We start from the raw sequence: 12,036 nt of genomic DNA, 5'->3' as shown, positions 1-12,036 counted from the left end.
GGCCGGCATGTGCGGCGCTGAACTCAAGCCCCTGCCCGAAGGCGTGCGGCGTGTCGCGGCCTGTCTGCAGGGCGCGGGGCATCCGCATGCGCCGGTGCTGCTCGACGGCGCGGCGCGCACCGCGCAGCAGGCGGCCGACGCGCTGGGCGTGGCGCTCGGGCAGATCGCCAAGAGCATCGTGTTCCGCCGCCTGGCCGACGATGCGGCGGTGCTGGTCATTGCCGCCGGCGACCGCCGCGTGGACGAGGCCAAGGTGGCCGCGCTGGTCGGCCCGCTGGGCCGTGCCGACGCCGCCTTCGTCAAGGCCCGCACCGGCTTCGCCATAGGCGGCGTCTCGCCGGTGGCCCACGCCGTGGCGCCGGTGGTTCTGATCGACCGCACGCTGCTGCGCTTCGACGAGATCTGGGCGGCCGCCGGCCATCCGCACGGCGTGTTCCGCCTCGCGCCGCAGGACCTGGAGCGCCTGACCGGCGCGCCGCTGGCCGACGTGGCGCAGGAGGCCGGATGAGCGTCGACACGCAGGCGCCCGAGAGCGCCGCGCGGCTGCGCTCGCTGCTGCTGCAACGCGTCGCACGGGCCCGCAGCGGCGCGCCCGACGTGCCCTCGCCCTGCGTATCGGTGTGCCGCATGAACGCGGATCGCGGCTTCTGCGAAGGCTGCTTCCGCTCCATCGACGAAATCCGCGTCTGGTCGCGCGCGGATGACGCGCAGAAGCGCATCATCTGGGAGCGTCTGCTGCTCCGCGCGGGGTGACATGACACACCGCCAGGCGGCGCGCTTCGCGTCTTCGCCTTCCCCCATGGGACACGTCCTGCGGCCTGGCGACGCCAGTCCGGCGGATGTGCGCGCGTGGGCCGCGTCGCATCGATACGCCGCGGCCAGCGCATGGGCGCCATTGGAGAACTGACATGCACAGAATCACCTGCTACCTCGACTTCGTCTCGCCCTTCGCCCACCTCGCCTTCGGCCGCCTGCCGCAGGTGCTGGAAGGCCTGAGCTACGCGGTGGAATATCGCCCGGTGCTGCTCGGCGCCTTGCTGCAGCAGCATGGCAATCCCGGGCCGGCCGGCATCGCGCCCAAGCGCGCCTGGACCTACCGGCAGGTGCAGTGGCTGGGCCACGCGCATGGCATCGCATTGCAGATGCCGGCGGTGCACCCGTTCAACCCGCTGCCCCTGCTGCGGCTGGCGCTGGCCACGTCGGAAGACGGCAGCCTGAGCCGCCATGTCGCGGGCGTGGTGCTGGACCACGTCTGGCACGGCGGCGCCGACGCCAACGACGCGCAGCGGCTGGCCGCACTGGCCGCGGCCTTGCCGCTGCGCCACGACCCGGCCGGCGCCGAGGTCAAGGCGCTGCTGCGCGCCAACACCGACGCCGCCCTGGCGCGCGGGGTGTTCGGCGTGCCCAGCTTCGAGGTCGGCGGCCGCCTGTTCTGGGGCTTCGACGGCCTGCCCATGCTGCGCGCCTGCCTCGATGGCGATGCCTGGTTCGACGGGCCTGTCTGGGCCGAGGCCGACGCGCTGCCCAATGGTTTGAAGCCGGCCTGAACATCCTGCGGCGTTCCACGGCCGGATTTTGAACAAAATATGCATGTAGCCCAGGTACTTCCTGGGTTGTGTGCTATTAAGTCTATAGCGACCTGATCTTGTCGGCGAACTCCCCGCGCGAAGGCGGCTTTCACGCCGCAGAATCTCGCACGGCCGTGATTTCCCGCATGCCGAAAGTGCGGCTCCGGGTTTGACCCAGGTTTGTCAGATGCGCGTCAGCGCCGTGCAAGCTGCTGTTGGATTGGCGTCAGAGCGGGGTCAGTGCGGGGGCGAAGAATGCGCCATCGCCATGGGGTGACGTGGTGCCCGGGCGAGCATTCCAACAAGGAGACTTCTATGTCGACGATTTCCTCAACCGGCGGGCGCGTTCCGTCGCATCCGGCCCCCCGGCCCATGAGCAAGGAGGAGAAGAAGGTCATCTTCGCCTCGTCGCTCGGTACCGTGTTCGAGTGGTACGACTTCTACCTCTACGGCTCGCTGGCGGCGATCATCGCCAAGCAGTTCTTCAGCGGACTCGATGCGGGCGCTGCCTTCATCTTCGCGCTGCTGGCCTTCGCCGCGGGCTTCCTGGTGCGGCCCTTCGGCGCCATCGTGTTCGGCCGCCTGGGCGACATGATCGGGCGCAAGTACACCTTCCTGGTGACGATCCTGATCATGGGCCTGTCGACCTTCATCGTCGGCCTCTTGCCCAGCTACGCCACCATCGGCGTCGCAGCGCCGGTGATCCTGATCGCGCTGCGCATGCTGCAGGGCCTGGCGCTCGGCGGCGAATACGGCGGCGCCGCCACCTACGTGGCCGAGCATGCGCCGCACGGCAAGCGCGGCGCCTACACCTCGTGGATCCAGACCACCGCCACGCTCGGCCTGTTCCTGAGCCTGCTGGTGATCCTGGGCGTGCGCGAGGGCATGGGCGAGGCGGCCTTCAACGACTGGGGCTGGCGCATTCCGTTCCTGGTGTCGATCCTGCTGCTGGGCATCTCGGTGTGGATCCGCCTGTCGCTGTCGGAGTCGCCTGCCTTCCAGAAGATGAAGGCCGAGGGCAAGACCTCCAAGGCGCCGCTGTCCGAGTCCTTCGGCCAGTGGAAGAACCTCAAGATCGTGATCCTGGCGCTGGTGGGGCTGACTGCCGGGCAGGCGGTGGTCTGGTACTCGGGCCAGTTCTACGCGCTGTTCTTCCTCACGGCGCAACTGAAGGTCGATGCGACCACCGCCAACCTGATGATCGCCGTCGCGCTGCTGCTGGGCACGCCCTTCTTCGTGGTGTTCGGCGCCCTGTCCGACAAGATCGGCCGCAAGCCGATCATCATGGCCGGCTGCCTGCTGGCCGTGCTCACCTACTTCCCGGTGTTCAAGATGCTGACGGAAGCCGCCAACCCCGACCTCGCCCGCGCGCAGGCCACGGCCGCGGTGACGGTGACGGCCGACCCGGCGTCCTGCTCGTTCCAGGGCAACCCGGTGGCGCGCGAGATCGACTTCAGGAGCTCCTGCGACATCGCCAAGCGCTACCTGGTGCAGAACTCGGTCAGCTATGAGAACGTGGCCGGCGCGCCGGGCTCCGCGGCGGTCGTGAAGATCGGCGGCAAGAGCGTCGAGGCGCCCACCGGCAACGTCGTCAACTCCAAGTTCGACGAGGCTTCCGTCAAGGCGATTGCCGCCTTCAAGAAGGGCGTGGCCGAAGACCTGAAGATCGCGGGCTATCCGGCCAAGGCCGACCCGGCGAAGGTCAACAAGGTCATGACCGTGCTGCTGCTGTTCTGGCTGGTGCTGCTGGTGACCATGGTCTACGGCCCGATCGCGGCCATGCTGGTGGAGATGTTCCCCACGCGCATCCGCTACACCTCGATGAGCCTGCCCTACCACATCGGCAACGGCTGGTTCGGCGGCCTGCTGCCGACCACGGCCTTCGCCATCGTGGCCTCGACGGGCAACATGTACAACGGCCTCTGGTACCCGATCGTGATCGCGGGCATCACGCTGGTGATCGGCACGCTGTTCATCCGCGAGACCAAGGACGTGGACATCTACGCGAATGACTAGAAGCGCCCGCAGGCTCCGCGCTTCGCATCTCCGCCAACCCCCTTGCAGGGGGCACATCCTGCGGCCCGGCGGAGCCGGTTCGGCGGATGTCTGCGCATGGCCTGCTCCGCGGCCTTCCGGGCCCTTGTGATGCGTGCGCCGCGGGGGCTTCATGGATCTTTGCGGCGCGCACTTCCGTTTCCCCGGGGCTCTCCACCGCTTGGGCGGCTGGGAGCCTCTTTCATTTCCATATCCGCATTTGTGTAATCGTAGGAAACAAACATGTTGAAGATTGCCATCGGCTTTGCCATTTTTGCTGCCCTTTCCCTGTTCGTGATCATGAAGGCTGGTGACAAGGCCAGCCTCGGCGGCGAGCAGCACGGCGGCGACATCCACGCCCCGGCGGAGCCCGCGCCCGCCTCGCGCTGAGCCGGCGGGCTGGCAAAAGGAGGGCGGCGCGGGGCCTGGCCCCGTGGCAGACGGCGGCGCATCGTATCCCTAGAATGTTCCGCCTCACCTCCGCACTCCTCACCAAGACCCGCCCATGTCCCAGGGAACCATCCGCATCCGCGGTGCGCGCCAGCACAACCTCAAGAACCTCGACCTCGACATCCGCACCGGCGAGCTGACCGTGGTGACCGGACCCAGCGGCTCGGGCAAGTCCAGCCTGGTGTTCGACACCCTGTACGCCGAAGGCCAGCGCCGCTACGTGGAGACTTTCTCTGCCTATGCGCGCCAGTTCCTCGACCGCATGGACAAGCCTGCGGTGGACCGGGTGGAGGGGGTGCCGCCGGCCATTGCGATCGACCAGACCAACCCGGTGCGCTCCTCGCGCTCCACGGTTGGCACCATGACCGAGCTGAACGACCACCTGAAGCTGCTCTATGCCCGGGCCGCGCAGCTGTTCGACCGCGATACCGCGCTGCCGGTGCGGCACGACTCACCCGACACCATCCTGGCCGAGCTGCGCGCCCGCGCCGCTGCGGCCGCGGCGCAGGACGGCGGCCAGGAACCGCGCCTGGTCGTCACCTTCCCGGTGGAACTGCCGGCGGGCACCAGCGCCGCGGAAATCGAGCAGTGGCTGTCGGCCAGCGGCTTCACGCGGGTGCAGGCGCAACGCGAGGTGGCCACGCCGACCGGCCCGCGCACCGTACTGGACGTGGCCGCCGACCGCTTCCGCGCCGGCTCGGTGGAGAACGCCCGCGCGGTCGAGGCGATAGAGACGGCGTTGAAGCGTGGCGGCGGCCGGCTCAACGTCTACCGACTGCGCGAGGAAGGGCAAGAGGCCGAGATCTGGCGCTTCTCCACCGGCCTGCACTGCCCGGAGAGCGACCGGCGCTATGCCGAGCCGATCCCGTCGATGTTCTCGTTCAACTCGCCGGCCGGTGCCTGCGAGACCTGCCGCGGCTTCGGCCGCGTGATCGGCGTGGACTACGGCCTGGTGATCCCGGACGAGAAGAAGACCCTGCGCGCCGGCGCCATCAAGACCATCCAGACGCCCGCCTGGAAGGAGGCGCAGGACGACCTCATGCGCCATGCCGAGGCGGCCGGCATTCCGCGCGACACCCCCTGGAACAAGCTCACGCCCGAGCAGCGGCACTGGGTGATCGACGGCACGCCGCACTACAAGGAAGGCAACTGGAACAAGCAGTGGTATGGCATACGGCGCTTCTTCGAGTACCTGGAGAGCAAGGCCTACAAGATGCACATCCGGGTGCTGCTGTCCAAGTACCGCAGCTACACGCCATGCCCCACCTGCGGCGGCGCGCGCCTGAAGCTGGAGAGCCTGCTCTGGCGCATCGGCGGCAAGGACGACGCGGACGCGGTGCTGCCGCCCGAGAAGCGCTTCATGCCGCATGGCGTGCCATGGTCGCGCGCGCAGCTCGAGGCCCTGCCCGGCCTCAGCCTGCACGACCTGATGCTGCTGCCGATCGAGCGGCTGCGGCGCTTCTTCGACCGGATCGAGCACCGCGGCGACGGCACGGCGGCGGGCGAAGCCGATGCCCAGGCGCTCAAGCTGCTGTTCGAGGAAATCACCACGCGGCTGCGCTACCTGCACGACGTGGGCATCGGCTACCTCACGCTGGACCGGCAGAGCCGCACCCTGTCCGGAGGCGAGGTGCAGCGCATCAACCTGACCACAGCGCTCGGCACCTCGCTGGTCAACACCCTGTTCGTGCTGGACGAGCCCAGCATCGGCCTGCACCCGCGCGACATGGACCGCATCACCGAGGCCATGCAGCGCCTGCGCGATGCCGGCAACACCCTGGTGGTGGTGGAGCACGACCCGGCCGTGATGCTGGCGGCCGACCGCATGATCGACATGGGCCCGGGCCCGGGCGAGCGCGGCGGCCAGATCGTGTTCGACGGCACGCCCGACGAACTGCGCCGCGCCGACACGCTCACCGGCGCCTACCTGAGCGGCCGCAAGCAGATCGGCATGGGCTTCAAGCGGCCGGTGGGCGACAGCACGCCGCGCCTGGTGCTGGAGGGCGCGCGCGAGCACAACCTGCGCAATGTCTCGGTCGAGATCCCGCTGCAGCGCCTGGTCACCGTGACCGGCGTCAGCGGCTCGGGCAAGTCGAGCCTGATCCAGGACGTGCTGGCGCCGGCGCTGGCGCGCCACTTCGGCAAGGCCACCGAAACGCCCGGCCGGCACGACCGGCTGCTGGGCGCCGACCACCTGAGCGACGTGGTGTTCGTGGACCAGTCGCCCATCGGCAAGACCGCGCGCTCCAACCCGGTGAGCTACGTCGGCGCCTGGGACGCGGTGCGCGAAATCTTCGCCACCGCGCCGCTGTCGCGCCAGCGCAGCTACACGGCGAGCAAGTTCAGCTTCAATAGCGGCGACGGCCGCTGCCCGACCTGCGGCGGCTCGGGCTTCGAGCACGTGGAGATGCAGTTCCTCTCCGACGTCTACCTGCGCTGCCCCGACTGCGACGGCAAGCGTTACCGGCCGGAAATACTGGAAGTCACGGTGGAGCGCGGCGGCCGCATGCTGAACGTGGCCGACGTGCTGGACCTGACCGTGAGCGAGGCGGCCGAGCGCTTCAAGAACGACCGCGAGGTGATCCGCGCGCTGCAACCCATCGTCGACGTGGGGCTCGAGTACGTCAAGCTGGGCCAGCCGGTGCCGACCTTGTCGGGCGGCGAGGCCCAGCGCCTGAAGCTCGCCGGCTTCCTGGCCGAAGCCGCCAAGAGCGCCAGCGCCAGCAAGCAGGCGCTGGCGCGCAAGGGCACGCTGTTCCTGTTCGACGAGCCCACCACCGGCCTGCACTTCGACGACATCGCCAAGCTCATGCGCGCGCTGCGCCGGCTGCTGGACGCGGGCCACTCGCTCGTGGTGATCGAGCACAACCTGGATGTGATCCGCGCCAGCGACTGGCTGATCGACCTGGGGCCCGAGGGCGGCGACGGCGGCGGCCTGGTGGTGGCCCAAGGTACGCCCGAGGACGTGCGCAGGCACCCCACGTCGCACACCGGCCGCGCGCTGCGCGAGTACGAGCAGGCGCTGGGCGTGGGCGGGCATACGGCAGAAGAAGGCGTGCCGCTGCAGAAAGTAGTGCGGGCGGCCCATGCGCGGCCGGCGCAGGGCGCCACGGCGATCGAGATCGTCAACGCGCGCGAGCACAACCTCAAGGGCGTCAGCGTCGACATACCGCGCGGCAAGTTCAACGTGGTGACCGGCGTCAGCGGCTCGGGCAAGTCCACCCTGGCCTTCGACATCCTGTTCAACGAAGGGCAGCGGCGCTACCTCGAATCGCTCAACGCCTACGCGCGCAGCATCGTGCAGCCGGCCGGCCGGCCCGAGGTGGACGCGGTCTACGGCATTCCGCCCACGGTGGCGATCGAGCAGCGCCTGTCGCGCGGCGGGCGCAAGAGCACCGTCGGCACCACCACCGAGGTCTGGCACTTCCTGCGCCTGCTCTACGTCAAGCTCGGCACGCAGCACTGCATCCACGACGGCGCGGCGGTGGAGCCGCAGACGCCCGACAGCATCGCGGCGCAGATCCTCAAACGCTTCCGCGGCCAGCACATCGGCCTGCTGGCGCCGCTGGTGGTGGCGCGCAAGGGCGTCTACACCGAACTGGCCGACTGGGCGCGCCCGCGCGGCTACACCCATCTGCGGGTGGACGGCAACTTCCTGCCGACCACCAGGTTCCCGCGCATCGACCGTTTCAAGGAGCACACGATCGAGCTGCCGGTGATCAGCCTGGACGTCGATCCGCGCCAGGAGGCCGCGCTGCGCGAGGCGCTGGCGCGCGCGCTGGAGCTTGGCAAGGGCGTGGTCCACGTGCTGTCGGACATCGGCGGCCTGCGCGCCGCGATGGAGGCCGGCACGCCCACCGCCGGCATCGGCACGCTGCAGGCGTTCTCCACCCGGCGCGCCTGCCCGGTTTGCAGCACCAGCTATGCCGAGCTGGACCCGCGCCTGTTCAGCTACAACAGCAAGCACGGCTGGTGCCCGGACTGCGTGGGCACCGGCATCAAGCTGACCAAGGAGCAGCGCCGGGCGTTCGACGACTCGGTGCAGGCCGACGACCAGAAGGGCCGCGAGCAGACCTTCGCCGAGCCCGAGGTGGAAGACGTCGCCGACACCGCCTGCCCGACCTGCGCCGGCACGCGGCTCAACGCCACGGCGCGCGCGGTGCAGTTCCATGGCACGCCGATCACCGCGCTGGCACGGCGCAGCGTGCAGACGCTGCGGCTGTGGGCCGACGCGCTCACGCTCGAAGGCCGCGAGGCCGGCGTGGCGCGCGACCTGCTGCCCGAGATCCGCAGCCGTCTGGAATTCCTGGAGGAGGTCGGCCTGGGCTACCTCACGCTGGACCGCGGCGCCCCTTCGCTCTCGGGCGGCGAGGCGCAGCGCATCCGGCTCGCGGCGCAGCTCGGCAGCAACCTGCAGGGCGTGTGCTACGTGCTGGACGAACCCACCATCGGCCTGCATGCGCGCGACAACCAGATCCTGCTCGATGCGCTGCACAAGTTGAGCGGGAAGGGCAACACGCTGGTGGTGGTGGAGCATGACGAGGACACCATCCGCCGCGCCGAGCACATCATCGACATCGGCCCGAGCGCCGGCAAGCGCGGCGGCCGCGTCGTGGCCGAGGGCTCGGTGCAGGACATCGAGCAGGCCGCCGATTCGCAGACCGGACGCTACCTGCTGCATGCGATGAAGCACCCATTGCAGGCACGCAGGCCCGTGGCGCCATCGCTGACCGGCGCTGACGCACCGGATACGGAAATCGACTGGCTGGAACTGCGCGGCGCCAGCCTGCACAACCTGCGGGAGGTTGACATCGACGTGCCGCTCAAGCGCCTGGTGGCCATCACCGGCGTCAGCGGATCGGGCAAGTCCACGCTGGCGCGCGACGTGCTGCTGGCCAACGTGCAGGCCGCCGTGCAGCAGCGCACGACCAAGGCCGGCCGCGAGGCCGACGACGCCGGCGGGCACCCGGCCTGGTCCGGCTGCGACAGCCTGGACGGCTACCAGGCCATAGACCGCGTGCTGGAAGTGGACCAGACCCCGATCGGCAAGACGCCGCGCAGTTGCCCGGCCACCTACATCGGCTTCTGGGACACCATCCGCAAGCTGTTCGCCGAGACGCTGGAGGCCAAGGCGCGCGGCTACGCGCCGGGCCGCTTCAGCTTCAACACCGGCGACGGCCGCTGCCCGGCCTGCGAAGGCGCGGGCGTGCGCACCATCGGCATGAGCTTTCTGCCCGACGTGAAGGTGCCCTGCGAAACCTGCCACGGCGCGCGCTTCAACCCCGAGACGCTGGCCGTCACCTGGCGGGGCAAGAGCATCGGCGACGTGCTGCAGATGGAGGTGGACGACGCGGTGGCGTTCTTCGCCGCCATGCCCCACATCAGCCACCCGCTGCAATTGCTGAAGGACGTGGGCCTGGGCTACCTCACGCTGGGCCAGCCCTCGCCCACGCTGTCCGGCGGCGAGGCGCAGCGCATCAAGCTCGTCACGGAGCTGAGCAAGGTGCGCGACGACGTCGCGCGCCGCGGCCAGAAGGCGCCGCACACCTTCTACGTGCTGGACGAACCCACCGTCGGCCTGCACATGGCCGACGTCGAGAAGCTGGTGCACGTGCTGCACCGCCTGGTGTCCGGCGGCCACAGCGTGCTGGTCATCGAGCACGACCTGGACGTGATCGCCGAGGCCGACTGGGTGATAGACCTGGGCCCCGAGGGCGGCGACGGAGGCGGCCGCGTGGTCGCCACCGCCACGCCGGAGGACGTGGTGCGGCTGGGCACCCCCACAGGGCGGGCGCTGGAGCGGGTGCTGGCCCGCGGCGGTGCCCGATCCGCAGCCGGGGCTGCCGCGGCGCCATGAAGGCCGCCGAGCAGCCCGCCGCGGCCGCGCCGTCGCGCGCGGTGCGCGAGCTATACCGCGCGCTCTGGCTGCATGCCGCAGGCAAGCGCGGCCAACTGCTGGGCGCAACCGCGTTGCTGTCGGCCGCGCAACTGCTGCGGCTCACCATGCCCTGGCTGGCCGCGCAGGCCATCAACGCACTGCAGCGCGACGACCTGGCCGGCGCGGGGCGCTGGATCGCCAGTCTGGCGTGCGTGTACCTGCTGTCATGGTGCCTGCACGGCCCGGGCCGCATCCTGGAGCGCAACGTGGGCGTGCGGGTGCGCGAGCGCATGGCCGACCAGCTCTATGCCCGCATTGCGGCCGCGCCGCTGGCCTGGCGCGACGGGCGCCATTCGGGCGACCTGCAGCACCGCGTGGTGCAGGCCAGCCGTGCGCTCTCGGACTTTGCGCAGAACCAGTTCGGCTACCTGCAGAACGCCTTCAACTTCGTCGGGCCACTGGTGGCGCTGGCGCTGCTGTCGCGCACCAGCGGCGCGATTGCGCTGACCGGCTATGTGGCCATTGCCTTCATCATCCTGCGCTTCGACCGGGCGCTGATGCAGCTGGCCCGCGCCGAGAACGATGCCGAGCGCCGCTACGTGGCCGCGCTGCTGGACCTGGTGGGCAACGCCGGCACGGTGATCGGCCTGCGGCTGCAGGCGGCGTCGCGCAAGCTGCTGGGCCGGCGCATGGACGGCGTGATGGCGCCGCTGCGCCGCGCGGTCACGGTCAACGAGGGCAAATGGTTCGCGGTGGACCTGCTGGGCATGGCGCTGACCTGGATCCTGGTGGTCGTCTATGTCTGGCAGGCGCGCACGCCGGGGCAGGCGGTGCAGCTGGGCACGGTCTTCATGATCTACCAGTACGCACAGCAGGCGGCCAACGTGGTGGGCTCGATGGCCGCCAACTTCCAGGGCTTTGCGCGCATGCACACCGACTACGGCAGCGCCGAGCCGATCTGGGCCGCGCCGGGCGACCCCGACGCGCCGGTGATGGCCATCGTGCCCGATGCCCCCTGGCAGACGCTGGAACTGCGTGGCGTGCACTGGCGCCACGCGGCCGGCGGCCGCGGCGGCCTGCGCGATGTGAACCTGCTGCTGCGGCGCGGCAGCCGCGTCGCGCTGATCGGCCCCAGCGGCGGCGGCAAGAGCACGCTGCTGCGCGCGCTGGCCGGGCTCTACACGCCGCAGCAGTGCGAACTGCTGCGCGACGGCGCAGTGGTGCCCTGGTCCACGCTGCGCGGGCTGGCCACGCTGATCCCGCAGGAGGCCGAGGTGTTCGAGGCCAGCGTGGAAGAGAACCTGACCTTCGGCCAGAGCGGCGAGCCGCGGCACATCGAGGCCGCGCTGCATACCGGCGTGTTCGACGAGGTGCTGGCCAGGATGCCCGATGGCCTGCGCAGCCCGCTGTCGGAGCGCGGCGCCAACCTGTCGGGAGGGCAGCGCCAGCGGCTGGCGCTGGCGCGCGGCGCGCTGGCTGCGCGCGGCAGTTCGATGCTGCTGCTCGACGAGCCCACCAGCGCGCTCGATCCGGTCGCCGAAGGCCGGGTGTTCGACCGCGTGGCCGCTGCCTTTCCGCACGCCTGCCTGATCGCCTCGGTGCACAGGCCCGGCCTGCTCGCGCGCTTCGACACCGTGGTGGTGGTCGAGGCGGGCCACGTGGTGGACGCCGGCCCGCGCGACGAAGTGCTGGCGCGGCGGTCCCCCTGAAGGGCATGGCGCGGGCAGGAAGGTCTCGGGCATCGGGCGCCACACTGCGGTGGAAGCCCAGGGCCTGCCGCACGCCATCGCGGTGACGACCGCCGAGGTGACGGACCGCAAGGGTGCGCTGAGGATCTTCACGCGCGGCAAGCCCGCCTTGAGCCGGGTGCAAAGCCTGCCGTGCGACGGCGGCGCTGTAGGCCCGCCGTTCGCGCAGGGCGCCAAGGCAATCCTGGGGAATACGTGAGCGTGCAGATCGCCACGAGGAGCGCAGCTTCGCGGGGCTGGAGAAGAAAGGGCGGCCGTGCAAGCTCTGCGAGCACTGGCTCCAACATCCGCTTGCAGCTCGTCACCTTGGCCTTCCTCGCTCTCTTGCTCGGGAGACTCTGAACACGTTCTGGGCCCG

At 70.3% G+C, this 12,036-nt stretch carries 7 protein-coding genes and 1 pseudogene; all 8 read left to right on the top strand.

Features of this window, described 5'->3' with window-relative positions; all coding sequences use genetic code 11:
- The first annotated feature begins 7 nt into the window (after window positions 1-7).
- Window positions 8-508: a YbaK/EbsC family protein gene (locus JHD63_RS01290; protein ID WP_198968851.1), complete on the top strand. Its 501-nt coding sequence runs from the start codon at window positions 8-10 to the stop codon at window positions 506-508.
- Complete coding sequence (locus tag JHD63_RS01285) at window positions 505-753, top strand: DUF1289 domain-containing protein (RefSeq protein ID WP_198968850.1); 249 nt, start codon at window positions 505-507, stop codon at window positions 751-753. Before JHD63_RS01290 ends, JHD63_RS01285 begins: the two co-directional genes overlap by 4 nt.
- 155 nt (window positions 754-908) lie before the next feature.
- Complete coding sequence (locus JHD63_RS01280; protein ID WP_198968849.1) at window positions 909-1,547, top strand: 2-hydroxychromene-2-carboxylate isomerase; 639 nt, start codon at window positions 909-911, stop codon at window positions 1,545-1,547.
- 336 nt (window positions 1,548-1,883) lie between these two features.
- A complete protein-coding gene (locus JHD63_RS01275) occupies window positions 1,884-3,584 on the top strand; it encodes an MFS transporter (RefSeq protein ID WP_198968848.1) in 1,701 nt (566 codons plus the stop codon).
- Between the two features lie 261 nt (window positions 3,585-3,845).
- The gene (locus tag JHD63_RS01270; RefSeq protein WP_198968847.1) at window positions 3,846-3,992 is read left to right on the top strand and encodes a hypothetical protein; all 147 of its coding nucleotides are present in this window, start codon (window positions 3,846-3,848) and stop codon (window positions 3,990-3,992) included.
- Window positions 3,993-4,107: 115 nt separating this feature from the next.
- Complete coding sequence (gene uvrA, locus JHD63_RS01265; protein ID WP_198968846.1) at window positions 4,108-9,909, top strand: excinuclease ABC subunit UvrA; 5,802 nt, start codon at window positions 4,108-4,110, stop codon at window positions 9,907-9,909.
- Window positions 9,906-11,639: an ATP-binding cassette domain-containing protein gene (locus JHD63_RS01260; protein WP_198968845.1), complete on the top strand. Its 1,734-nt coding sequence runs from the start codon at window positions 9,906-9,908 to the stop codon at window positions 11,637-11,639. Before uvrA ends, JHD63_RS01260 begins: the two co-directional genes overlap by 4 nt.
- Window positions 11,638-12,020 (top strand): annotated as a pseudogene (locus JHD63_RS23840) (hypothetical protein); the annotation flags it as partial. The gene JHD63_RS01260 and the pseudogene JHD63_RS23840, both read left to right, overlap by 2 nt.
- Window positions 12,021-12,036 lie beyond the last annotated feature (16 nt).

It is taken from the genome of Xylophilus sp. ASV27 (assembly GCF_016428875.1).
In the GTDB taxonomy this organism is placed as follows: domain Bacteria; phylum Pseudomonadota; class Gammaproteobacteria; order Burkholderiales; family Burkholderiaceae_C; genus Xylophilus.
The sequence above is the reverse complement of the archived record's forward strand: the minus strand, read 5'-3'. Positions and strand labels throughout refer to the sequence as shown.

Bases quoted from the DNA above. Each gene is read 5' to 3' on its own strand.
- JHD63_RS01290 (WP_198968851.1), top strand. From the start codon at position 8: ATGTGCGGCGCTGAACTCAAGCCCCTGCCCGAAGGCGTGCGGCGTGTC.
- JHD63_RS01285 (WP_198968850.1), top strand. From the start codon at position 505: ATGAGCGTCGACACGCAGGCGCCCGAGAGCGCCGCGCGGCTGCGCTCG.
- JHD63_RS01280 (WP_198968849.1), top strand. From the start codon at position 909: ATGCACAGAATCACCTGCTACCTCGACTTCGTCTCGCCCTTCGCCCAC.
- JHD63_RS01275 (WP_198968848.1), top strand. From the start codon at position 1,884: ATGTCGACGATTTCCTCAACCGGCGGGCGCGTTCCGTCGCATCCGGCC.
- JHD63_RS01270 (WP_198968847.1), top strand. From the start codon at position 3,846: ATGTTGAAGATTGCCATCGGCTTTGCCATTTTTGCTGCCCTTTCCCTG.
- uvrA (WP_198968846.1), top strand. From the start codon at position 4,108: ATGTCCCAGGGAACCATCCGCATCCGCGGTGCGCGCCAGCACAACCTC.
- JHD63_RS01260 (WP_198968845.1), top strand. From the start codon at position 9,906: ATGAAGGCCGCCGAGCAGCCCGCCGCGGCCGCGCCGTCGCGCGCGGTG.